Origin of the sequence: Citrobacter sp. MGH105, from assembly GCF_001037485.2 — a bacterium.
Classification (GTDB): Bacteria; Pseudomonadota; Gammaproteobacteria; order Enterobacterales; family Enterobacteriaceae; genus Citrobacter; species Citrobacter portucalensis.
In genome coordinates, this window is record NZ_CP073048.1 from 3,219,324 (window position 1) to 3,243,294 (window position 23,971).

The following is a 23,971-nucleotide window of genomic DNA, read 5'->3' on the forward strand; positions in this document are numbered from 1 at the left end:
TCAGAGCAGCCATTCAATGGGCAGCACAGATGCAAGCCTCACCAGAACCCGCTTCCAGAATCCTGTAGCGGGTTCTTTTTTCAGTACCTGTTCGCTGCCAGAAAGCCGATCAACCCAGTTGATTCTGCCCCAACGGTCAAGACGTAGTTGCCAGGCCATATCACGCTGACTTTGCATAAAACGTTTATGAATCAACTCAGCCAGTACGTCACTCTCAATCACAAACCCCATTTCCGTATTGAGCAGCGTTGAACGGGGATCAAAATTAAGCGAACCGATAAACACTTTACGACCGTCAATACTGAAGGTTTTCGCATGCAGGCTGGAGCCTGAATTACCGGTTAATCCCCGGTCGTGTACTGCTGAAACGCTATCGCGGGTTGGTTTGAGCTCGTATAACTCCACGCCGTAGCGCAGGAGTTTTTTTCGCCAACGCGCATAGCCCGCGTGAACAACCGCGACATCATTCGCCGCCAGAGAATTAGTTAAAATTGCGATCTTAACGCCTTTTCTCACCAGTCTCAGGAGCTGCGCCACACCGGCGCGAGTTGGTACAAAGTAGGCGGAAATAATATCAATACGCTCGGTCGGAGATCCCATCACGTCAAACAAACGCTGCGGTAATAGTGAGTGGCGCGGCGCTTTCCCCTCTCCTTTTGCAGGATCATCACTCAGCAAGCGCGTTTTCGCCCAAATTAGCGGCAGCGACCTCTGATCGAGATGGGTCATAAACTGGCTGGTTTCCAGCTTATGTAGATAGCGACGCGTGATGTCATCATTATACCAGGATTCAGGAAGTTCGATTTTTTGCGTAGAAGCTGGTTCAGCCACCTCAAGTACGTTTTGCAATGTTGAAACCGAGCGGCAGTGCCAGTAACGCTCAAAGTCGTCTGCAACATCCTTGACAACCGGTCCAATAGCCATAACGTCCAGATCGGAAAACAGTGGTTGTTCGCCTGCGCCAAAATAGGCATCGCCTATATTTCGCCCCCCCACAAGAGTTACGACGCCATCAGCGGTATAACTTTTGTTGTGCATACGTCGATTCAACCGCGCAAAATCGGTTAAATAGCCCAGGGCACGCAGGATGCGAAAGGAGAAGGGATTAAACAGGCGAACTTCAATATTAGGGTGATTGTCCAGCAAACGCAGCGTGTCATCCAGACCTGGTGTGTTGTTATCATCCAGCAACAAACGCACCCGGACGCCCCGCTTCGCTGCGGCCAGCAAAACGGAAAATAACAATAGCCCGGACATGTCGCTTTCCCAGATGTAATACTGAACATCCAGGGTACGTTCCGCCATTTCCGTCAACCGATAGCGAGCAGCAAACGCATCCAGGCTGTCATCCAACGTCAGAATGCCGCATTCTCCCGGGTGGTTTACGCATAGCGGCGTGATGGCACGCTCAAGTCGCGTCATATCAGTCCGTGCGTTCATCGCCTTGTTGGGTAAGTAATCTCTTGTATAGTCGAGCGTTTTCTTCATCAAAGCACACGAAGTATATTTGATCGGGTAGCGTACGTCGGGTGATAAATTTCAACACCGTTTTCACCGCGATCTCTGCCGCTGCAGCACGTGGATAACCATAAACTCCGGTGCTTATAGCTGGAAAAGCAATGGATTGATAACCATTGGCTAAGGCCAGTTGCAATGTATTTAGATAGGCCTCTTCAAGTCGTTCAGCCTCGTGGTGATCACCGCCTTGCCAGACAGGTCCTACGGTGTGAATAACTGCTTTTGCCGGAAGCGCTCCAGCCAACGTGATAACGGCATGCCCGGTCGGGCATTCTCCCTGTTGTTGTATAACCTGTTTGCAGGCCTCCAACAACGCAGGCCCGGCAGCACGATGAATCGCGCCATCGACTCCACCTCCTCCCAGTAACGAGGAGTTGGCCGCATTGACGATCACATCTACCGCGATCGTCGTAATGTCGCCCTGTAACACATGAACACGCGATTGCATAAGTTCCCCCTGACAAAACACTCTGCGTTAAGTGTACAGCAGGGTTTTCCTTGAAATCTCACTTTTTAGCCATAAGCGTGCATACCTACGCCAGAATGATTCATTTATATTCAATATTCAGAATAGCCATGCTTTTCTGTTCATTGAGGTAATGCATTTTCACCGTGGCAATTTGTTGCACACTCTGAGGCACTGTCGTGACCTGTTGCAGGTCGTAGAGACTATTACTCATCGTGCCATCACGCATACATGACAATTCAATCTGTTGTTGTCGAGTGTTAACGTCGCAAGGTGCTTCAACTATTGCACCACGAAAATGAATAACCCCGCCGGGTAAGATTTGCGTCGCCATTGCGGGGAGGGTGAAAAGAGAAAAAGCCCACAAACCGGTATTTAAAATACGCTTTAATAATGTACACATAAGGGTTCCTCAATGATTAATCATCCTTGAGGGATCGCAATGATCCTTCACCGCTGCGAGTTACGATCAAATAAAACGTTTGTTCGTTTCTATATTCATAGAACAGCACTGCACTCCCAGCCACACCCTTAATGCAAATCCGGCAAAAAATTATGGGTGACTGTTTGAGTCAGGCCATTGTTGCGACAGATGCAGAGACTGCCCGTCAGAAACGGTAACGATAATTTTGACCGAATCCTCCGGTGAAATATTAAAGCTCATTTTTGTTAATTCAATTGGCCGATTAGCAGGGACCGAAAGGCTTGTTTTCTGCTGTGACTGACTTTGTCCGCCCTTTCCTTTACGTACGGCAAGGACTTGCACTTCACATACGCACGGTTGAGCTAATGTCACCTGAGGAATAATGGTGTACATGTCACCTTGCTGAGTTGTATTGAATGTTATTTGATTTGCCAACGCGGCAATGAGTAATAGCGTGTGCATAATATTCTCCCGAAAAAAAACAGGGCTTTCGCCCTGTTTATTATCAGTCAGAAAACTGAATTAGTGCTGGTTAGCTGTAGCATTGTTGCCATAACCAACCTGCTGAATCAGCACATTGGAGTCAGACGCTGTCTGATTAACCACAGCACCGTTACGACCACCGAACTGAGTTACGCTGATATCAGCATTTTTTGCATTCCACTGATTGATATCAGCACTGTTCTGGAAGCCGGTCTGTTTCAGGCTAATGGTACTGTCATCAGCACCTTGGCCGACGGTCGCACCGTTACCATGTCCGTGTTGTGTGATAGTCACGTCTGATTTACGTGCATCACTTTGCAACGCATTCGCAACGTTACTAGAGCCAAATTGGTAAATACTCATTGAAGAGTCTGGGCCATAGTTGCTACCGCCACCATGATGATTACCGCCCCATTGCGGAACAACACCTGCCAGAGCACTGCCAGAAACTACGATTGCTGCGAATGCTGCCACTTTTAAAAGTTTCATGGTAAACCCCCATCGGATTGATTTAAACGTCGTTTATGGATTAGCGTTGAGTAACGCGAATTGCCATTTGCGACTGTCTCTGCACCACAACTGCTGTTTTTTGTGTACCGTACTGGGTAATATTGGCTTTATTACCAGAGCCTTTCTGGATAATCATCGCCGTATTACCGTAAGAGCTTTGTTTAATACTCGCATCATTAGAGCTACCCGTTTGATCAATATATGCAAAGTTATTTGATCCCGTCTGATCTGTTTTCGCCCGGTTACCTGAACCTTCTTGCGAAATGACCGACAATAACTTGGTGCCCTCCTGGCGAGTATTTGCACTATTAGCAGTACCAACCTGACCAATAATGGCTGCCTGATTAAATGAAGACTTACTTAATTCATTTACCGCAAAGTTATATTCTGAATTAGCTAAATCATAACTGGTTGCGGATGCAATCCCAGGCACACCCAGTATTGTAAACATCATAAATAACAACTTGTTTTTCATGTTGTCACCCTGGACCTGGTCGTACATGAAGTTAAATTAATTACCACTCAAATTGTTGTTAACATGACTTACATTTGTTAACGCCACGTTACGATGAAGAGTATGTCTGTGGAAACATTTTAAATAACTCACCCGCGAGTGGTATTTTTATATCCGGATTCACACCAAAGTACTAATTAACAGTGAATAACACCGCTTCAGGTCTGGCTTTTATTTTTATTTTGCTATCAGTAATGAATTTCTATGCAGTCACTGAGAAAGTGCATTTTGCACGATATCAGGGCCTCTCAGTACAACGTCGAGATAGACATCGGTACAAGTCGTGACAAAAGTCATTTTTTTCCATCTAAAATTGACCAACGTAAATTGAGACAAGGATTTTAGAATTCATTAGAAATCTAAAACTCAACAACCATTAATTAACTAATTTAAAATCAATGCGTTAGTATAATTTGTATGATTTTTTAAATCTATGCAGCAAAGGTAAAATGTACAACTTTCCTATCAAATCTAAACTCTAATAAAACCATAAAATCACATTTTAATATATAATTTTACAAGTTGTTACATGTTTAACACTTGCTTTAAGATTTGTAATAGCTAGATTGAAATCAGTTGAAGTCCATTTGTTTTAATATTTTCACCCCTTTGGGTCGATATTTTATATCTACACAGCAGTGCAACATCTGTCAGTACTTCTGGTGCCTCTATTTTAGTAGAGACAGCTGTCAGGTGTGCGACTAAAAAGTGGAGTTTCATCATGTTTAATGAAGTCCATAGTATTCATGGTCATACATTATTGTTGATCACAAAACCTTCTTTGCAGGCAACTGCATTATTACAGCATTTAAAACAATCACTGGCACTCACCGGAAAACTACATAATATTCAACGTTCTCTGGATGATATATCCTCCAGCTGCATTGTTTTACTGGATATGATGGAGGCAGATAAAAAACTGATCCATTACTGGCAAGATAATTTGAGTAGAAAAAACAACAATATAAAGACGTTATTGTTGAATACTCCTGATGATTACCCTTATCGGGATATCGAAAACTGGCCGCATATCAATGGTGTTTTTTACGCAACTGAAGACGAGCAGCGTGTCGTAAGCGGCTTGCAGGGTATCTTGCGCGGTGAATGTTACTTCACGCAAAAACTTGCCAGTTATCTGATCACGCACTCTGGAAATTATCGTTATAACAGCACGGAGTCGGCACTGCTGACGCACCGTGAAAAAGAGATCCTTAATAAATTGCGTATCGGCGCCTCAAATATTGAAATCGCTCGCTCACTGTTTATCAGTGAAAATACGGTAAAAACACATCTTTATAATCTTTTCAAAAAGATAGCTGTCAAAAACCGTACGCAGGCGGTCTCATGGGCCAATGATAACCTCAGGCGATAAAGCCATGAAACGGTATTTGACCTGGATTGTGGCAGCAAATTTATTCTTTGCTGCCGGGAGTCTGCACGCAGCGACAACCGTAGAGGTGGAGGTTCCCGGGCTGTTAACTGACCACACTGTCTCTTCAATCGGGCATGATTTTTATCGGGCCTTTAGTGATAAGTGGGAAAGCGAGTACACAGGAAACTTAACCATTAATGAAAGACCCAGTGCGCGTTGGGGAAGTTGGATCACCATAACGGTCAATCAGGACGTTATCTTCCAGACTTTTTTATTTCCGACGAAAAAAGACTTCGACAAAATTGTAGTCTTCGCATTGGCACAAACTGAGGAAGCATTAAATCGCCGGCAAATAGATCAAACACTATTAAGCACTAGCGATTTAGCGCGTGATGAATTCTAAAACATGATTTTGTCCGGAGGCTTTCATGCGTGTTAAACATGCAGTGGTTTTGCTCATGCTAATTTCACCATTAAGTTGGGCCGGAAACATGACGTTCCAGTTTCGCAACCCAAACTTTGGTGGCAACCCGAATAATGGTGCTTTTCTGTTGAACAGCGCCCAGGCCCAGAACTCATATAAAGATCCAAGCTATGACGATTACGGTATTGAAACCCCGTCAGCTCTGGATAACTTTACTCAGGCGATTCAGTCACAAATTCTCGGTGGCCTACTCACCAACATTAATACCGGTAAACCAGGAAGAATGGTGACCAATGATTTTATCATTGATATCGCCAACCGGGACGGACAACTGCAATTGAATGTCACCGACAGGAAATCGGGGAAAACTTCGACAATTGAAGTGTCGGGTTTACAAACACAGTCGACCGACTTCTAAGTTATAGCCACGAAAGGAAATAATCATGCAGCGTTTACTTATCATGGTGGCAGTAATTTTACTCAGCGGATGTTTAACAGCTCCGCCTCAAGAAGCCGCTAAGCCGACATTAATGCCCCGAGCCCAAAGCTATAAAGACTTGACGCATCTGCCTATGCCTACAGGTAAGATCTTTGTGTCGGTATACAACATTCAGGATGAGACTGGCCAATTTAAACCTTACCCGGCAAGTAACTTCTCAACCGCCGTCCCGCAAAGCGCCACGGCTATGCTTGTCACCGCATTGAAAGATTCTCGTTGGTTCATCCCACTGGAACGTCAGGGGTTACAGAACTTGCTTAACGAACGCAAAATCATTCGTGCAGCTCAGGAAAACGGTACGGTTGCGATTAATAACCGGATCCCGCTACAGTCCCTGACCGCGGCAAACGTCATGGTGGAAGGATCAATTATCGGTTATGAAAGCAACGTTAAATCGGGTGGTGTCGGTGCACGTTATTTTGGTATTGGCGCCGATACGCAATACCAGCTCGACCAGATAGCGGTAAACCTGCGCGTAGTTAACGTCAGCACCGGTGAGATCCTGTCGTCAGTGAATACCAGTAAAACCATTCTGTCTTATGAAGTACAGGCTGGGGTGTTCCGCTTTATTGACTACCAGCGTCTGTTGGAAGGTGAAATTGGCTACACCTCTAACGAACCGGTTATGCTTTGTCTGATGTCAGCGATTGAAACGGGCGTTATCTTCCTGATTAATGACGGCATCGATCGCGGATTGTGGGATTTGCAGGATAAGAAACAAGTTGATAATGACATCCTGGTTAAATACCGTCATATGTCGGTACCGCCAGAATCCTGATGGGTCTATACAGCATAAAAAGCGTGAGGAAAACCCTCACGCTTTTTTATTTACTGGTCAGCGTCGACGATATTCTATTTTCACGGCGAGATGCCAGCCACAGACCACTGTTTTTCATTGCATAGCCGAATACGAGGCCCAGTGCCAGTGACGGTACAACCAGTCGCCAGTCGCCCTGCCCTGCAAATGTTGCACATGCGCCAATGAACGTGCCCGGTACAAATGAAAGCAGCCATTGCTTTGCCTGGATACACATCAGAAACGCGACAATTCCTGTCATGACATAACCAATAATGTCCATATGCGGAGCAAGCGCACTACCGTTAATAATCACCAACGCCCACACCACACCGCTTAGCAGCGTACACGCCGAGATCCACAGTCCTTTTAACCCACCTTGCGGGCAGGCGAAATAAGCCGTGCAACCCAGAAAGCCAGCCCAACTGAGTAAACCAAGAGAAACGGCCACCCATCCCCAGATCCCGGAGAGAATGCCCGTTGTGATTGCAATTGAGAGAAGTATGTTCATGCCGCGCATCTTAGCAGAAAAACGGCATGGTAATGAGATCGCGCACACAATTTATGCAAGCTTATAAATTGAGTTGCACTTTTAAGTGACGTAGGTCACATTTATTCGTCTGTATCTTCCTGCAATTCGTCCCACATCGCACCAATGGCATCACGCGTCAGCGGTGCTATCGTACGCCAGAAAGGCGTGTTCGCGTGCGCTTCAACTTTACCAAGGAACGTACCGCACCAGGGCAGCAAGTAGTCTACAAACAAGGTTTCAAGCGCCTCACTTTCATCTTCCGCAGACTGGTCTTCAAGCCATGAAGCCGCCAGCAACAGCGTACCAATGTGATCTGCCGGTGTATCAGCAAGCGGCATGCCCCGGGCTGAAAGAAATGCACGAACATCGGATTCTTTCGCCCCTTCTACCCAGGCACTACGATAAGGCGGCACTGCACACTCGTCACCGACAAACAGCGCGTTGTAATCTGCAGCCAACTGGGGCATATCGCAGCTCTTCTGTAAACGGGTGAGCAGTTCGTCCTGTTCCAGCGGCCAGTTGGCGGACAGTTTACCTTCACTAATCAGGGTAAACAGGGGAACCAGTAAAGGGTCCTGCGGTTGGCGGTAAAACAGCGAGCCCAGTACACGACACAGGATAGAAAACTCGTTCATTGATATATTCCAGTTAGTAACAATTACAGTTCAGCAAATTCCGCGATCGGCTCCATGCCTCGCGATTCCAGAAACGCCAATAGACGTTTAGGTGTGACGTTTAAAATTCTGTCTTCAGGGAAATTAACATCATCCAGGATTTTACGGCATTCGCCAAATTCTCCCAGCGTGAAAGCAGTATGTGAATCCGACCCTAACGCCACCCAGCCACCAGCATCACGCACAGCCGCAGCAACCGCACGACAATTATCCTCACTGCCCTTACGCGAATGCAAAAACGAAGAATTATTGATTTCCAGTGCAACCTGGTACTTTGCCGCTGCCTGCGCAATTACTTTAATATCAACGGGATACTTTGGATTTCCCGGATGACTGATGATGTGCACATTACCGCTGGCCATCGTAGCTATCATTGCCTGGGTATTGGTGTCTTTATCGTGAGGTGCAAAAACCGGCTCATGGAAGCCCGCAATAATGAGGTCCAGGGAGGTAAACATCGGACCTGAACAGTCAATTTCACCTTCAATATTCTTAATATTGGCTTCTATTCCACGCAGGATCCCCACGCCATCCACGACACGCGGCCAAATACGCATATTGATAAAGTGCCAGTGGTGAGGTGCATCCGCCATGTCCGGTCCATGATCGGTAATGGCAAATAGCTTGATGCCTTTGCGACGAGCTTCCGCGATGTAATCACTTAAGGTGCTGTAGGCGTGGGTGCTGGCGACGGTATGCATATGCAGGTCAACGGGATACATAACTCTCTCCTGTAGTCATTTTTCGTCAAGGATAGCAGGTATCTCCGCCATTAATACCCTAAAAATTCGAGTCGCAGGCAGGTGGCAAGGGAGTGATACCCGAATCACTCCCTTAAGTATGTGATTCGGGTGAGCAACCGTAGCCAACGCACATGCATCTTGAAGTATGACGGGTATTTTAGCTGAAACCCGGCACTTGCCGGGTTACCATCAATATCCCCGAACGCGATTGACCTGACCTGTTACGACTTGCCCGCTCTCCAGGTTCATAATCGTGCGGGAGATATAGTCCACCGCTTCTGCCGGACGGGTAACTGCGGCAATATGTGGCGTCATCGCCACACGCGGATGTTTCCATAATGGGCTGTTTTCTGGCAGCGGTTCACGGCTATAAACATCCAGCATGGCCCCCTTCACCTTGCCGCTTTCCAGCGATGCCAGAAGATCGTCTTCATTAAGATGAACACCGCGTGCAAGGTTCAGCACGTAGGCGCCATCCTGCAATTGGCTAAGTAAATCAGCGTTAATAATGCCTACGGTTTCTGCCGTATTAGGCAGAAGGTTGATCAGCACGCGAGTTTGACTCAAAAATGCGCCCAGTTCCTCAGTACCGGCGAAGCTTTCCACGCCAGACCAGGATTTACGCGTACGACTCCAGCTGCGCAGTGGGAATCCCCATGCTTGCAGGCTTTCGGCTACTTTTGCGCCCAATACCCCAGCCCCCATGATCCCGACGGTAAACTCCTCGCGAGTATATTCTGACAACGGCTGCCATTTCGCCTGATTTTTCAATGCCTGATAATCATCAAAGCGACGAAACCAGTGCAGCACCTGACTGACAGCATATTCCTGCATTTGCAGGCCCATACCCGTATCTTCCAGACGGAAAAGCGGGATCGACGCATCCAACATTTCCGGATGAGCATTGAGTTTACTGAGAATAGAATCGACGCCCGCGCCCAGCGCAAATACGGCTTTTAATTTTCGTCCTGCGAGCATTTCAACCGGCGGATGCCAGACCAGCGCATAGTCAGCATGTGCATTATCACCCGCTTTCCACTCACGTACGTTCGCACCAGGTATTGCCTTTGCCAACGCATTAATCCACCAGGTCGTATCGAATGTTGGGTGATAGAAAATTATATCCATATTGTCTCCTGAACATTGTTGTGCGGAACTTTCTCGCACTTATTATCATCATTTTTCGAGGGAACATCAGAGTAGCAAATTTTAGGGTGCTGGCAAAAAAAACAATTCCCGCTTATTTATGCTCCATGTTGCTTGAAGTTTGTGTAAATGCACATTTTTTTCAAAAAGTTGATTGACGGCGGGGCGGTGTTTCCCCTACATTAGCGCCCGTTCCGGTAGCACAGGAACAACAATATGGTGAGGTGTCCGAGTGGCTGAAGGAGCACGCCTGGAAAGTGTGTATACGGCAACGTATCGGGGGTTCGAATCCCCCCCTCACCGCCATATTTTAAGAAGAGCTCGTACGAAAGTACGGGCTTTTTTTTCGCATGTTGCACATCTACGGGGGGATGAGAAGCCCCGACCGGGGTTCGACTACTGGCGCAGCCAGTTGGACAGACCGGGAGCGCAGCGAACGGGCTGCCCCGCAGGGGCGAGCAAAGCGAGTCAATCCCCCCCTCACCGCCATATTTTAAGAAGAGCTCGTACGCAAGTACGGGCTTTTTTTTCGCATGTTGCACATCTGCGGGGAGATGAGAAGCCCCGACCGGGGTTCGACTGCTGGCGCAGCCAGCTGGACAGACCGCGAACGGAGTGAGTGGGCTGCCCGAAGGGCGAGCGAAGCGAGTCAATCCCCCCCTCACCGCCATATTTTAAGAAGAGCTCGTACGAAAGTACGGGCTTTTTTTTCGCATGTTGCACATCTACGGGGGGATGAGAAGCCCCGACCGGGGTTCGACTGCTGGCGCAGCCAGCTGGACAGACCGCGAACGGAGTGAGTGGGCTGCCCGAAGGGCGAGCGAAGCGAGTCAATCCCCCCCTCACCCCCATATTTTAAGAAGAGCTCGTACGAAAGTACGGGCTTTTTTTCGCATGTTGCACATCTACGGGGGGGATGAGAAGCCCCGACCGGTCATGTACTGGCGTCAAACAACAAAGCCCGGTTTCCCGGGCCTTGAAGACGGAGTACTTATCAGTTGTAAGCGTTGAGCGTCCGCTGACAGAGCGCAGAGCGGACGCAATCGTCTTTATTGAAACGAACAATCCCAACCATCTCATCTTCTTCGAAACGGGCCAGCGCATCGCTAAGCCCTGAGCGAACGTGGGCTGGTAGATCGCACTGGGTCACATCCCCATTCACAATCACCGTCACATTCTCCCCGAGGCGGGTCAAAAACATCTTCATTTGCGCAGCAGTGACGTTCTGAGCCTCGTCAAGAATGACCACTGCATTTTCAAAGGTACGTCCACGCATATAGGCGAACGGCGCGATTTCCACCTTACCAATCTCAGGTCGCAGGCAATATTGCATGAAGGAGGCTCCCAGCCGTTTGACAAGCACGTCATACACGGGGCGAAAATAGGGAGCAAACTTCTCGGAAACATCTCCAGGTAAGAAGCCGAGGTCTTCATCAGCTTGCAGAACTGGACGGGTTACAATGATCCTGTCCACATCTTTATGGATCAGGGCCTCTGCTGCTTTTGCCGCGCTGATCCAGGTTTTACCACACCCGGCTTCACCGGTGGCGAAGATCAGCTGTTTACTCTCGATAGCATTCAGGTAGTGCGCCTGAGCTTCATTCCGCGCCGTGATTGGCGAGGCGTCGCGACTATCACGCGCCATACCAATCGTTTCTACGCCGCCCATCTGTACAAGCGAGGTGACCGATTCATCTTCACGTTGCTTATGGCTACGCGAATCCCGCCTCAGCACACGTTTTGCTTCACGACGAGCTTTGATCACTGCTTTTTGTCTTCCCATGGATAGCACCTTGAGTTGTAGGTATACATCACACGCGCCGTTGGCGGCACGATTATGCGCACGAACATCTGAGGGTTGGCTTCCTTGTAAGCCATTGCTTGCTTTCGGATAAGACGCCACGCACAGCTACGCGCACCGTACAGGGCGTCAGTTGCGAAGATAAGAAGTGAATGAGAGAGAGATTTAGCGGTGACGAGGAGGCTACCGGAAGAGAAACGTCCGCGTAAGGTACTGCTGTTACTGTGAAAAACGTGTCCAATACAGGACTTTTCCATTCGCGATCTCCATAGTGAATGACAATCACCGCCGGGAACTACCGCTATTACTTATAAGTACATCATAACCTTTCGCTAATGCAACAATATTTTTACTTGTTGTTAACTTAAATTCTATCTTATCACCAGAGACAGTCTCTTGCAGAAAGATGACAGAATTATTTCAGTCGCATACCGATCATAAAAAATAGTTTGTTCCTTCATCAAGATGTCAGGAAAAACCCCGCTGTACTGCGGGGCATAATCATCAGGCTTCAAGCAGAGACTGTCCCAGATAATTATCTGCAGTTTTAACACCCGGCAAAGCAAAGAAATATCCCCCACCAATCGGTTTGACATATTCTTCCAGCGCTTCACCGTTCAGACGTTTCTGCACTGTCAAAAAACCTTTTTCCAGATCGTGTTGATAGCAGACAAACAACAGCCCCATATCCAGTTGACCGGAATTAGTCACACCGAGCGAATAACTGTAGCCACGACGCATCATCAGGCTGGAGTCGGTCTCTTTCGTACGCGGATTTGCGAGACGGATATGGCTGTCGAGCGCAATCACCTCGCCTTCAGGATCCCTGGCATAGTCAGGCACATCATGCTCATGCTGCATACCCAGCGGTGCGCCGGTGTGTTTATCGCGACCAAAAATCGTTTGCTGCTCTTTCAGCGGCGTACGATCCCAGAACTCAACGCGAAACTGAATGAGCCTGACGGCCTGATAGCTTCCGCCTTGTGCCCAGGCAGGCTCGCCCTGCCCGTCCGTAACCCACACCACGTCTTGCATCAACTTCGCATCCGTAGCGTCCGGATTCGCGGTGCCGTCTTTAAAGCCAAGCAAATTGACCGGGGTCTCTTTGCCTTTACTGCGTGCGGCGTGGTCGGAAATAAAACCTTCACGTTTCCAGCGCACGCTAAGGAGATCGGGCGTATGTTTAATGATATCGCGCAACGCGTGGATGACGGTGTCCTGGGTGTTGGCACAAATCTGCAGCAGCACATCGCCATGGCACAGCGCCGCATCCAGCGAATCATTCGGGAAACGGGTCATTTTTTGCAGCTTTTTCGGCATCTGCGATTTCAGTCCATAGCGTTCATCAAACAGCGAGGAGCCGACTGACAACGTCATCGTCAGGTTGTCTGGCGCAATGTATGCGCCGAGGATACCTGAATCCATAGGGGGGAGACGCGGATTCGGCGTATCCGGCGCCGGTCCACCGGTGGTCAGAAACGCAAATCGGCTGGTCAGCAACCGGAATAAACGCTCAAGATCGGCCTTATCGCTGGCGAGAACATCGAACGCCACCAGCATCATTGATGCCTGCTGCGGCGTCAGGATCCCCGCCTGATGCTGACCATAAAACGGCTGCGCTTCACTACGTGCATCCGGAGACAACGTGCCCGGCGCGCTTTGTGGTTTTTGCGCGTGGGCAACCGGACACCCACCCGCCAGCGCCAGCGCCCCACCCAGGGCGCCCATCCCTTTCAGTAAACGTCGGCGTGACGGTTCGCTCACGCCGTTTTCATTATCTTGCTGCATAGTGCTTAATCCAGACCCAGAACACCGCGTAATTGCGACAAATCTTCTGCCAGCGTCGTGATTGGCCCTTTCAGTGCATTACGATCGGCGTCAGTCAGTTTGTCATAGGTTTCAAAGCCGTCTTTGGTACGGTACTTGCTCAGAATGGTATCGACCTTTTTGAAGTTCGCATCCACCTTCGCAAGCAGTTCAGCATTGGATTTTTGCAACTGAGGACGCAAGAGATCGACAATTTTCTGCGCACCATCGACGTTGGCCTGGAAATCCCACAGATCGGTATGGCTATAGCGATCTTCTTCCCCACTGATTTTGCTGGCAGCAACTTCTTCAATCAGTCCTGCTGCCCCGCCAACAACTTTAGACGGTGGGAAAGCCAGCTCGCTAATACGCGTTTGCAGGTCAAGAACATCGCTGTTTAATTGGTCGGCGTACTTATCCATACCTTTGGTGGAATTGTCACCAAACAGCGCCTTTTCCAGACGATGGAAGCCGGTAAATTTCGGATCGGCGGCTTTTTGTTCGTAATCATCTTCCCGCGCATCAATGCTGCCGTCGAGATCGGAGAACAGTTCAGCAATCGGTTCAATACGCTCGTAGTGCTGACGCGTTGGCGCATACAGGGATTTTGCTTTTTCCAGATCGCCTGCTTTAATCGCATCGGTAAAGGCTTTAGTGCCCGCAACCAACTGCGCGGTTTCGGCTGTCACATAGGTTTTGTATTCGGTAATCGCGCTGCTCAGACTCAGCAGAGCATCGCTTTGCGCGGCATCCGCCGTTGCGCTACCTTTTACGATCAGTTTGCCTTTCGGGTTAGTCAACAGACCGCAGGTCATATCATATTCGCCAGGCTGGAGGTTAGCGGTCATTTTCTGGCTAAAGCCTGGTGCAATGTTTTCGCGCTCTTCAACCACCATAACGCCTTTGAGGATCTCCCACTCCAGCGCTTTCTGGCTATGGTTCTGGATGATGAACTGCGTTTTCCCGGCATTAACCGTGATAGTCATCGGTTCACATTGTTTGTCGTTAACCGTGACTTTCACCTGCGGAATATCGGCAGCTTGTGCATTAAAAGCGGAGGCAAACAGCGCGGCGATACCTAGCTGCAGCGCACTACGGCGAAAATTAAACGTCATAACCTATCCCTATAAATAAGTATGTTGTAACTAAAAAGTATTCTGCATCGCGTTTTTATCAAGGTGCGGTACGCGATGCCGTAGTGCCTGAACGCGGCGGTAACGCAAACATAACCAACGCCGGAATCAGGTAGATAAACCAGACAGCGACTTCACTAACGCTTGGCGCTTCCTGATAGCCGAAAATGCCTTCCATCAATGTGCCAAACAGTGAATGCGTCGACAGCACACTGCTCAGGTCAAACGCCACATCCTGAAAATGATTCCACAACCCGGCTTCGTGGAAAGCGCGGATTGCCCCAGCGGCAAGACCGGCAGCCACCAGCAAAATGAACAGGCTGGTCCATTTAAAGAATGCCCCGAGGTTGAGGCGAATGCCGCCGAGGTAAATCAGGTAACCCAGTACCACCGCGGTAGCCAGTCCCAGCATCGCGCCTAACGGCGGCCAGATACCTACATCCTGCTGGAATGCTGCCAGCAGGAAGAACACCGACTCCAGCCCTTCACGGGCAACAGCAAAAAAGACCATCATCACCAGCGCCCAGCCGTGATGGTTGCCGCGTTGCAACGCGTTATCGACAGCCTGTTCAAGCTGGACTTTGACGTTGCGCGAAACTTTACGCATCCAGAACACCATCCAGGTGAGGATCACCACGGCAATGACCGCCACGATGCCTTCAAACAGCTCCTGTTCTTTTTGCGGAAATTCACCGGTGGTTTCGTTGATGAAAATCCCTAACGCCAGGCATAACGCCGCCGCCAGCAGAACACCAATCCACATCACACCAATCCATCGACCACGCTGAGTCCGTTTCAGGTAGCTGGCAATCAGGCTGACAATCAGCGCGGCCTCTAACCCTTCGCGCAACATAATTAGAAATGGAACAAACATGCGAAGAACCCTTAAACGTTATTCTCAGTCAATTGATGAAAAGAAAAGTAAATTACAGTGATAGTGATTATCATTACAGCAAAGAAAAACTCAAGCAGAATGTTTTGAGAATGATGAATGAATGTAAAAGGCTAAGCGGGTAATGGTTAAAGCAGGTTTACAACGGAAGCAATAAAAAAGCCCGCTCGCGGCGGGCTTGAAGACAGAGGCAGATTATTCTGCCTGTAAACGCGATGGCGGAGCTGAGTGATAATGCGCATCAGCCTCGGCAAAACGTTGCTGCATAGCAGTTGAAGGCGCTTTACCCAACAGGCTGAAGACCACAATACCGATGCTGCCGAAAACAAAGCCCGGGATGATTTCATACAGACCCAGCCAGGCAAACTGCTTCCAGACGATCACCGTCACCGCACCAATGATCATCCCTGCCAGCGCACCGTTGCGGGTCATACGCGACCACATTACGGAGAACAGGACTACCGGACCAAACGCAGCGCCGAAGCCCGCCCAGGCGTAGCTTACCAGACCAAGTACACGGTTCTCCGGGTTCGCCGCCAGCGCGATAGACACCAGCGCCACGACCAACACCATGATTCGGCCAATCCACACCAGCTCTTTCTGGCTGGCATTTTTACGCAGGAACGCTTTGTACAAATCTTCGGTGATTGCGCTGGAGCACACCAGCAGCTGGCAGCTCAGGGTCGACATAACCGCAGCGAGGATCGCAGACAGCAGGATACCGGCAATCCACGGGTTGAACAGGATTTGCGCCAGTTCAATAAACACGCGCTCGGCGTTCTGGTTAACGGCGCCGGCAAGCTGTGGGTTATTGTTAAAGTAAGCAATACCAAAGAAGCCCACGGCCACAGCACCTGCCAGACACAGAATCATCCAGGCCATGCTAATGCGGCGAGCATGAACGATGCTATGGTGGGAATCTGCAGCCATAAAGCGCGCCAGAATATGCGGCTGACCAAAGTAGCCCAGACCCCAGCCCATCAGGGAAATGATGGCAACAAAATTCAGCCCTTTGAACATGTCCACGTTCTCAATGCTCTTTTGTTTAATCACTTCCAGCGAATCGTCGAATCCACCCACGCCAATGACTACCATCACCGGCGTCAGGATCAGAGCAAAGATCATCAGGCTGGCCTGGACGGTATCGGTCCAGCTAACCGCCAGGAAACCACCAATAAAGGTATAAATGATCGTCGCGGCCGCGCCCGCCCACAGTGCTGTTTCGTAGCTCATGCCAAAGGTGCTTTCAAACAGACGTGCCCCTGCCACAATACCGGAAGCACAATAGATGGTGAAAAACAGCAGAATAACCAGCGCGGAGATAATACGCAGAATTCGGCTTTTATCTTCAAAGCGACCGGTAAAGTAATCCGGTAACGTCAGCGCATTGTTATTGTATTCAGTGTGTACGCGTAAACGTCCGGCCACCAGTTTCCAGTTGATCCAGGCGCCCAAAATAAGGCCGATGGCGATCCAGCTTTCTGAAATCCCCGACAGGAAAATCGCGCCAGGCAGACCCATCAGCAACCAGCCGCTCATGTCAGATGCCCCGGCGGATAACGCGGTCACGAATGGACCCAGACTGCGTCCCCCCAGAATGTAATCGTCAAAGTTTTTGGTTGAACGCCATGCAATAAACCCTATCAATATCATGCCGAAAATATAGACACAGAATGTCACTAACATCGGTGTGCTAATAGCCATCAAAACTCTCCAAAATTATGTATCAGCAATGCCGTGGCTTGCCGTTTTATTACCCTGCCGGAACGTGGCAAAGATATCTATGTTGACCAGGGCGACCGTATCCTGCCGGAAGCGATGGTTATTCACAATCGATTTAACACACCATTTACATCAAATTTGATCCAGAGTAGATAGCATTTTTCTGTAGGTTGCACTCTCTCACATTTTTTTCGGTTGCACCTTTTAAAAGTGTTAACTACCGCAGAGAAAAAGATTCTGTAATTTTTACAGCTCACATCATAAGACTCATATTTATTAACATCTCATTCATTTCCAAGCTTGCAAACCAAGTCACATTTAACACGGTTGCACAAAGTTGCAACATAGTGGATATTTCTCGGTAACTATCAGACCCGTATTTCAGTACAACAGGAGTAAACGGCATGGGAACCACCACGATGGGGGTTAAACTGGATGACGCCACTCGCGAGCGTATTAAAACAGCAGCATCACGAATCGATCGCACGCCACATTGGCTGATCAAGCAAGCCATCTTTAATTATCTCGAAAGACTGGAAAATGACGACGCGCTTCCTGAACTGCCGGCCCTGCTGGCGGGTGCCGCGAATGAGGGTGAGGAGTCAACCACGCCGCAGAATGAAGCGCATCAACCTTTCCTGGAATTTGCCGAACAAATCCTGCCGCAGTCAGTTTCCCGCGCAGCAATCACCGCCGCGTACCGCCGAGCCGAAACCGATGCTGTGCCGATGCTGATGGAGCAGGCTCGTCTGCCGCAACCCATCGCGGAGCAAGCGCACAAGCTGGCGTACGATCTGGCTGACAAACTGCGTAACCAAAAGACCGCCAGCGGCCGCGCCGGGATGGTACAGGGTTTATTGCAGGAATTCTCACTTTCTTCGCAGGAAGGGGTCGCGCTGATGTGCCTGGCCGAAGCCCTGCTGCGTATTCCAGATAAGGCAACCCGCGATGCGTTGATCCGCGACAAAATCAGCAACGGCAACTGGCAGTCACACATTGGACGCAGCCCGTCCCTGTTCGTCAACGCGGCGACCTGGGGGTTGTTGTTTACCGGTCGTCTGGTTTCTACGCATAATGAAGCCAGCCTCTCACGCTCACTCAACCGTATTATCGGCAAGAGCGGTGAACCACTGGTGCGTAAAGGCGTCGACATGGCGATGCGCCTGATGGGCGAACAGTTCGTCACCGGAGAGACTATCGCCGAAGCGCTGGCTAACGCCCGTAAACTGGAAGAAAAAGGTTTCCGCTACTCTTACGACATGCTGGGCGAAGCAGCTCTGACTGCCGCCGATGCCCAGGCTTACATGGTTTCGTACCAACAGGCAATCCACGCCATTGGTAAAGCCTCAAATGGTCGCGGCATCTATGAAGGGCCGGGCATTTCTATCAAGCTGTCGGCGCTGCATCCGCGTTATAGCCGCGCGCAGTATGACCGCGTGATGGATGAACTCTATCCGCGTCTGAAGTCGCTTACTCTGCTGGCCCGCCAGTACGACATCGGTATCAATATCGATGCTGAAGAGGCCGACCGACTGGAGATCTCCCTCGATCTGCTGGAAAAACTGTGCTTCGAACCCGAACTGGCGGGCTGGAACGGTATCGGCTTTGTTATCCAGGCCTACCAGAAGCGCTGCCCATTTGTTATCGACTATCTGATCGATCTCGCTACCCGCAGTCGCCGCCGCCTGATGATCCGTCTGGTTAAAGGCGCATACTGGGATAGCGAAATCAAACGTGCGCAAATGGACGGTCTGGAAGGCTATCCGGTTTATACCCGTAAGGTGTATACCGACGTTTCCTATCTGGCCTGTGCGAAAAAACTACTGGCCGTACCGAATCTGATCTACCCGCAGTTCGCCACCCATAACGCCCACACGCTGGCGGCGATTTATCAGTTAGCGGGGCAAAACTATTATCCAGGCCAGTACGAGTTCCAGTGCCTGCACGGTATGGGCGAACCGCTGTATGAACAGGTCACCGGCAAAGTAGCGGATGGTAAGCTGAACCGTCCATGCCGTATTTATGCGCCAGTCGGCACGCATGAAACGCTGCTTGCGTATCTGGTGCGTCGTCTGCTGGAAAACGGCGCCAACACTTCGTTCGTCAACCGCATTGCAGACACTACCCTGCCGCTGGATGAACTGGTAGCCGATCCGGTCGAAGCCGTTGAAAAACTGGCGCAGCAGGAAGGCCAGGCTGGTCTGCCACATCCGAAGATTGCCCTGCCGCGTGACCTGTACGGTAAAGGCCGCGAAAACTCAGGCGGACTGGATTTAGCGAACGAACATCGTCTGGCCTCACTGTCCTCCGCCCTGCTCAACAGCGCGCTGCAAAAATGGCACGCTAAACCGATGCTCGAACATCCGGTTGCTGACGGTGAAATGACCCCAGTCGTCAACCCGGCCGAACCGAAAGACATTGTCGGTTACGTGCGTGAAGCAACCCACAGCGAAGTGGAACAGGCACTGCAGAACGCGGTAAATAACGCGCCGATCTGGTTCGCCACACCGCCACAAGAGCGCGCCGCTATTTTGCATCGCGCCGCCGTTGTGATGGAAGGTCAGATGCAGCAGTTAATTGGCATTCTGGTGCGCGAAGCGGGCAAAACCTTCAGCAACGCCATTGCGGAAGTGCGCGAAGCGGTAGACTTCCTGCACTATTATGCCGGTCAGGTCCGCGATGACTTCGATAATGAAACCCATCGTCCGTTAGGGCCGGTGGTCTGTATCAGCCCCTGGAACTTCCCGCTGGCCATTTTCACCGGGCAGATTGCCGCTGCGCTGGCGGCGGGCAACAGCGTGTTGGCAAAACCCGCGGAACAAACTCCGCTGATTGCCGCCCAGGGTATTGCCATTTTACTCGAAGCAGGTGTGCCGCCAGGCGTGGTGCAACTGTTGCCTGGTCAAGGTGAAACGGTCGGGGCACAGCTCACTTCCGATGAGCGCGTACGCGGCGTCATGTTTACCGGCTCAACGGAAGTCGCCACGCTGTTGCAACGTAATATCGCGACCCGCCTGGATGCTCAGGGGCGTCCAATCCCGCTTATCGCCGAAACCGGCGGGATGAACGCCATGATCGTCGACTCTTCTGCGTTAACGGAACAGGTCGTGGTCGACGTTCTGGCTTCTGCCTTTGACAGCGCCGGACAGCGCTGCTCCGCGCTTCGCGTCCTGTGTCTGCAGGACGATGTCGCCGACCATACGCTGAAAATGCTGCGTGGCGCGATGGCGGAATGCCGCATGGGTAACCCGGGCCGCCTGACCACCGATATTGGACCGGTAATCGATGAAGAAGCCAAAGCCAATATTGAGCGCCATATTCAGGCCATGCGCGCCAAAGGGCGTCCGGTGTTCCAGGCCGTGCGCGAAAACAGCGACGATGCGCGTGAATGGCAAACCGGTACCTTTATCGCGCCGACGCTTATCGAGCTGGAAAGCTTCGACGAATTGCAAAAAGAGGTGTTCGGTCCGGTACTGCACGTTGTGCGTTACACCCGCAACAATCTGGGCAGTCTGATTGAGCAAATTAATGCCTCCGGCTATGGCCTGACGCTGGGCGTGCACACCCGTATCGATGAAACCATCGCCCAGGTCACGGGTTCGGCACATGTGGGGAACCTGTATGTTAACCGCAATATGGTCGGCGCCGTCGTCGGAGTGCAGCCATTCGGTGGTGAAGGCTTGTCAGGAACCGGGCCAAAAGCGGGTGGACCGCTGTATCTGTACCGCCTGCTGGCAAACCGTCCGGAAAATGCGTTAGGCATTACGCTTGCCCGTCAGGATGCCGAATACCCTGTCGATGCACAGCTTAAAACGGCGCTCGTTCAGCCGCTGCAAGCGCTTAGCGAATGGGCAACCGATCGTCCAGCACTGCGTGCGCTCTGCCAGCAGTTTGGTGAACTGGCGCAGGCCGGAACGCAACGCCTGCTGCCAGGACCCACCGGCGAGCGCAATACCTGGACGCTGTTGCCGCGCGAACGCGTGCTGTGTATCGCCGATGATGAACAGGATGCGCTGGTACAGGTTGCCGCTGTAACTTCCGTTGGTAGCTTAATCCTGTGGCCAGATGATACATTCCATCGCGACCTGGCAAAACGCCTGCCAGCAGTAGTTTCCGGGCGCATCCAGTTTGCCAAAGCGGACAACATCACTACACAGCCGTTTGATGCGGTTATATTCCACGGTGATTCCGATCAGCTTCGCGCACTGTGTGAAGCGGTGGCGGCCCGCGAAGGGGCGATTGTGTCGGTCCAGGGCTTTGCCCGCGGCGAAAGCAATATCCTGCTGGAAAGGTTGTATATTGAGCGCTCCCTGAGCGTCAATACCGCCGCAGCTGGGGGGAACGCCAGCCTGATGACAATCGGCTAAGGTTGTGGTTAATTAAGGCTCCGGTAACGGGGCCTTTTTTTATGAAGCCAGAGGGAAGCATGAAACGAATCGTACTGACATGTGCAGCGCTGCTGCTGAGCGGCCAGGCGCTGGCGGATGACTGCGCCAACGCGAACACGCAGATTGAGATGAACACCTGTGCGGCAGAGCAGTATAAAGCGGCCGACGCCAAACTTAATGAAACTTATCAGAATGCGCTGAAGCGCGCCGCCCCAACCCAGCGCGATTTACTGAAAAAAGCGCAAGTATCCTGGATAACTTTGCGCGATGCGGACTGTGCGTTAATCAGTTCTGGCACTGAAGGCGGTAGCGTTCAGGCGATGATTTCCAGCCAGTGCCTGACGGATAAGACCAACGAGCGCGAAGCGTTTCTCGCCTCACTTTTGCAGTGTGAAGAAGGCGATTTAAGCTGCCCGTTACCGCCGGCCAGTTAACGCACGCGGATCCCTTCAATAATCATCCGCTGTACGCTCTCCACCGTTTGGTTAAAAAAGGCTTCATCACGCAGCGTTGCGCCCGTCACCGCCTCTACCTGTGGGGCAAAATCGGCGTAGTGCTGAGTTGAAGCCCAAATCATAAAAATCAGATGATGCGGATCGACCGGAGCCAGTTTTCCACTTTTGATCCAACCGGCAATCAGCGCGGATTTCTCATCAATTAGCGTTTTGAGATCCCCCTCCAGTTCTGCCATCAATAAAGGAGCTCCGGCCAGCATCTCCATACAAAACAGCCGTGAGGCCTGAGGGTAATCGCGCGACACTTCCAGCTTAAGGCGAATGTATTCTTTAATGGCCACCAGCGGCGCAAAGTCTTCGCGAAAAGCTTTCAATGGAGCCAGCCAGATGTCGAGGATCTGCCGTAAAACGGCGATATAAAGCACCTCTTTTGACGGGTAGTAATAAAGTAGATTGGTTTTTGACACGCCCGCCTGCTCTGCCACCTGCTCCAGGCGCGTGCCGTGGATCCCATATTGGGAGAAGATATTTAATGCCGCGGTTAAGATGGCCTGGCGTTTTGCACTGACGGCCTGCGAGCGCTTACCTGTTTTTTTCTCTGCGCGTTGGACCATGCGCCCTCTCCTTCTTGTGAGGGCGTCAGCATACCAAATCACGCGGTGAATGGTTAAATTAAAGCGATTCCGGCGGCGCCTCTTGTCCAAGCGATTTTTTCTTTTTGAACTTCAGCTCGCTGACCAGTACGCCAACAATAATGAATGCCGCACCAAGCAATGCAAGTAGCGGTAAGCGTTCACCCGCCAGACGGCCAAAGATCCCCGCCCACACCGGTTCACCGGTATAAATAACCGTCGCGCGCGTCGGCGAAACGCTGCGCTGCGCCCAGTTCATGGTGACCTGAATAATCGCGCTAAAAATCCCCAGCCCCAGCGCCACCACCAGCAATCCGGTAGACATTGGTGGTACGGTCTCTCCGGCCGGTCCCATCGCCATAAAGGCCACTATCGAAGCGGTTGCCAGTTGCACTACCGTTACCCGACGTACATCCACTTTTCCCGCCCACGCGCTAATCAGGATAATTTCTGCCGCAATCGCCACCGCACCGGCGAGCGTGATCCACTCGCCTTCGCCTAAAGCCAGTAAATTGCCTCCCGGTCCGGCAAGAAAAATCAATCCGATAAAGGCCAGCACAATGCCGACGCACGGCATCAGACCTGGTATGCGTCCCAGACACAACCATTGTAAAAGCGGCACCAACGGTACGTACATCGCGGTAATAAACGCCGATTTACTGCTGGGAATAAACTGTAACCCCCAGGTTTGCAGACTATAGCCCAGTGCAATTGCGATACCGATTGCAACCCCTGCTTTAACTTCCAGCCACGTCAGCTTATGCAGTGTGTGTAACGACAAAAGCGCGACCGCCAGAGCGGCAGTGGCAAAACGCACACCGACAAAGAAAAAAGGGCCGCTCAGGGTAACGGCATATTGCACCGCCAAAAACGTGCCACCCCAGAACATGGTGATCACAATGAGGATCGCTTCCTGAGGTTTAACAGAGAAGGAATAACGAGAAAGTAATGACATGAGACACCCGATTAACTGAATGTCATTAGTCTGCGTTGCGTTTTGTTACAGTTCAACCTTGCAGACAAAAAAAACCGCCGGAAAGA

General features: G+C 50.7%; 24 protein-coding genes, 1 tRNA gene and 2 other RNA genes. 9 read left to right on the plus strand and 18 right to left on the minus strand.

Annotation, left to right across the window (positions count from 1 at the left end; all coding sequences use genetic code 11):
- From SK35_RS15560 to csgB, 6 genes are all read right to left on the minus strand, one after another.
- On the minus strand, nt 1-1,491 hold the full coding sequence (locus SK35_RS15560; protein WP_370633537.1) for a phospholipase D family protein: 1,491 nt from the start codon (nt 1,489-1,491) through the stop codon (nt 1-3).
- Nucleotides 1,424-1,966 (minus strand): O-acetyl-ADP-ribose deacetylase, encoded by a 543-nt coding sequence (gene ymdB, locus SK35_RS15565; RefSeq protein WP_032942945.1) that lies wholly within the window; start codon nt 1,964-1,966, stop codon nt 1,424-1,426. Before ymdB ends, SK35_RS15560 begins: the two co-directional genes overlap by 68 nt.
- A 100-nt stretch (nt 1,967-2,066) precedes the next feature.
- The gene (locus SK35_RS15570) at nt 2,067-2,387 is read right to left on the minus strand and encodes a type 1 fimbrial protein (RefSeq protein ID WP_048214480.1); all 321 of its coding nucleotides are present in this window, start codon (nt 2,385-2,387) and stop codon (nt 2,067-2,069) included.
- Nucleotides 2,388-2,537: 150 nt separating this feature from the next.
- Nucleotides 2,538-2,870: a curli assembly chaperone CsgC gene (csgC, locus tag SK35_RS15575; protein WP_020996502.1), complete on the minus strand. Its 333-nt coding sequence runs from the start codon at nt 2,868-2,870 to the stop codon at nt 2,538-2,540.
- A 60-nt stretch (nt 2,871-2,930) separates the two neighbouring features.
- On the minus strand, nt 2,931-3,380 hold the full coding sequence (csgA, locus tag SK35_RS15580) for a curli major subunit CsgA (protein ID WP_008784338.1): 450 nt from the start codon (nt 3,378-3,380) through the stop codon (nt 2,931-2,933).
- A 40-nt stretch (nt 3,381-3,420) separates the two neighbouring features.
- Entirely contained in the window at nt 3,421-3,876 is a 456-nt protein-coding gene (gene csgB / locus SK35_RS15585) for a curli minor subunit CsgB (RefSeq protein WP_032941802.1), read from the minus strand.
- 760 nt (nt 3,877-4,636) lie between these two features.
- On the opposite strand from csgB, the gene csgD reads away from it, so the two are divergent.
- The 4 genes from csgD to csgG are packed head-to-tail and all read left to right on the plus strand — an operon-like array spanning nt 4,637 to nt 6,988.
- On the plus strand, nt 4,637-5,287 hold the full coding sequence (csgD, locus tag SK35_RS15590; protein WP_003832092.1) for a biofilm master transcriptional regulator CsgD: 651 nt from the start codon (nt 4,637-4,639) through the stop codon (nt 5,285-5,287).
- A gap of 4 nt (nt 5,288-5,291) precedes the next feature.
- Nucleotides 5,292-5,690, plus strand: coding sequence for a curli production assembly/transport protein CsgE (gene csgE / locus SK35_RS15595; protein WP_008784336.1), 399 nt, complete (start codon nt 5,292-5,294; stop codon nt 5,688-5,690).
- Between the two features lie 25 nt (nt 5,691-5,715).
- Nucleotides 5,716-6,129 carry a curli production assembly/transport protein CsgF gene (gene csgF / locus SK35_RS15600; protein WP_003832089.1) on the plus strand — a complete coding sequence of 138 codons (414 nt, stop codon included), beginning with the start codon at nt 5,716-5,718 and terminating at the stop codon, nt 6,127-6,129.
- Nucleotides 6,130-6,154: 25 nt separating this feature from the next.
- Nucleotides 6,155-6,988, plus strand: coding sequence for a curli production assembly/transport protein CsgG (gene csgG, locus SK35_RS15605; protein WP_008784335.1), 834 nt, complete (start codon nt 6,155-6,157; stop codon nt 6,986-6,988).
- 46 nt (nt 6,989-7,034) lie between these two features.
- Here the strand turns inward: csgG and SK35_RS15610 are convergent, their stop codons facing one another.
- The 4 genes from SK35_RS15610 to ghrA form a co-directional block, all read right to left on the minus strand.
- The gene (locus SK35_RS15610) at nt 7,035-7,517 is read right to left on the minus strand and encodes a DUF1097 domain-containing protein (RefSeq protein WP_032934412.1); all 483 of its coding nucleotides are present in this window, start codon (nt 7,515-7,517) and stop codon (nt 7,035-7,037) included.
- 101 nt (nt 7,518-7,618) lie between these two features.
- Nucleotides 7,619-8,173 (minus strand): TorD/DmsD family molecular chaperone, encoded by a 555-nt coding sequence (locus SK35_RS15615; RefSeq protein ID WP_003832084.1) that lies wholly within the window; start codon nt 8,171-8,173, stop codon nt 7,619-7,621.
- A 23-nt stretch (nt 8,174-8,196) separates the two neighbouring features.
- Nucleotides 8,197-8,934 (minus strand): phosphatase, encoded by a 738-nt coding sequence (locus SK35_RS15620; RefSeq protein ID WP_048214481.1) that lies wholly within the window; start codon nt 8,932-8,934, stop codon nt 8,197-8,199.
- 210 nt (nt 8,935-9,144) lie between these two features.
- Nucleotides 9,145-10,083 (minus strand): glyoxylate/hydroxypyruvate reductase GhrA, encoded by a 939-nt coding sequence (ghrA, locus tag SK35_RS15625; protein WP_048214482.1) that lies wholly within the window; start codon nt 10,081-10,083, stop codon nt 9,145-9,147.
- Nucleotides 10,084-10,319: 236 nt separating this feature from the next.
- Between ghrA and SK35_RS15630 the strand changes: the two genes are divergently transcribed.
- The 3 genes from SK35_RS15630 to SK35_RS15640 all read left to right on the plus strand — a co-directional run bounded on the left by SK35_RS15630 (nt 10,320) and on the right by SK35_RS15640 (nt 10,952).
- Nucleotides 10,320-10,407, plus strand: a tRNA-Ser gene (locus SK35_RS15630).
- A gap of 227 nt (nt 10,408-10,634) precedes the next feature.
- Nucleotides 10,635-10,771: non-coding RNA, RtT sRNA (locus tag SK35_RS15635), on the plus strand.
- Between the two features lie 44 nt (nt 10,772-10,815).
- Nucleotides 10,816-10,952, plus strand: a non-coding RNA gene (locus SK35_RS15640) — RtT sRNA.
- A gap of 143 nt (nt 10,953-11,095) precedes the next feature.
- Here SK35_RS15640 and phoH read toward each other — a convergent pair.
- From phoH to putP, 6 genes are all read right to left on the minus strand, one after another.
- Nucleotides 11,096-11,884 carry a phosphate starvation-inducible protein PhoH gene (gene phoH, locus SK35_RS15645; RefSeq protein WP_032942942.1) on the minus strand — a complete coding sequence of 263 codons (789 nt, stop codon included), beginning with the start codon at nt 11,882-11,884 and terminating at the stop codon, nt 11,096-11,098.
- Nucleotides 11,863-12,159, minus strand: coding sequence for a hypothetical protein (locus tag SK35_RS15650; protein WP_172111178.1), 297 nt, complete (start codon nt 12,157-12,159; stop codon nt 11,863-11,865). Before SK35_RS15650 ends, phoH begins: the two co-directional genes overlap by 22 nt.
- 247 nt (nt 12,160-12,406) lie before the next feature.
- Nucleotides 12,407-13,690, minus strand: coding sequence for an iron uptake transporter deferrochelatase/peroxidase subunit (gene efeB / locus SK35_RS15655; protein ID WP_032942941.1), 1,284 nt, complete (start codon nt 13,688-13,690; stop codon nt 12,407-12,409).
- A gap of 5 nt (nt 13,691-13,695) precedes the next feature.
- Complete coding sequence (gene efeO, locus SK35_RS15660; protein ID WP_048214483.1) at nt 13,696-14,823, minus strand: iron uptake system protein EfeO; 1,128 nt, start codon at nt 14,821-14,823, stop codon at nt 13,696-13,698.
- A gap of 58 nt (nt 14,824-14,881) precedes the next feature.
- Nucleotides 14,882-15,715, minus strand: a complete 834-nt coding sequence (efeU, locus tag SK35_RS15665) for an iron uptake transporter permease EfeU (RefSeq protein WP_032942940.1) — start codon at nt 15,713-15,715, stop codon at nt 14,882-14,884.
- Nucleotides 15,716-15,928: 213 nt separating this feature from the next.
- Nucleotides 15,929-17,437: a sodium/proline symporter PutP gene (putP, locus tag SK35_RS15670; RefSeq protein ID WP_032942939.1), complete on the minus strand. Its 1,509-nt coding sequence runs from the start codon at nt 17,435-17,437 to the stop codon at nt 15,929-15,931.
- A 422-nt stretch (nt 17,438-17,859) separates the two neighbouring features.
- On the opposite strand from putP, the gene putA reads away from it, so the two are divergent.
- Nucleotides 17,860-21,822, plus strand: a complete 3,963-nt coding sequence (putA, locus tag SK35_RS15675) for a trifunctional transcriptional regulator/proline dehydrogenase/L-glutamate gamma-semialdehyde dehydrogenase (protein WP_048214484.1) — start codon at nt 17,860-17,862, stop codon at nt 21,820-21,822.
- A 59-nt stretch (nt 21,823-21,881) separates the two neighbouring features.
- On the plus strand, nt 21,882-22,277 hold the full coding sequence (locus SK35_RS15680; protein WP_008784323.1) for a lysozyme inhibitor LprI family protein: 396 nt from the start codon (nt 21,882-21,884) through the stop codon (nt 22,275-22,277).
- On the opposite strand, the gene rutR is transcribed toward SK35_RS15680, so the two are convergent.
- Both rutR and SK35_RS15690 read right to left on the minus strand, forming a co-directional pair.
- A complete protein-coding gene (gene rutR, locus SK35_RS15685; protein ID WP_003036026.1) occupies nt 22,274-22,912 on the minus strand; it encodes an HTH-type transcriptional regulator RutR in 639 nt (212 codons plus the stop codon). The two genes, SK35_RS15680 and rutR, sit on opposite strands and share 4 nt — an antisense overlap.
- 58 nt (nt 22,913-22,970) lie before the next feature.
- Nucleotides 22,971-23,885, minus strand: coding sequence for a DMT family transporter (locus SK35_RS15690; RefSeq protein ID WP_008784322.1), 915 nt, complete (start codon nt 23,883-23,885; stop codon nt 22,971-22,973).
- Nucleotides 23,886-23,971 lie beyond the last annotated feature (86 nt).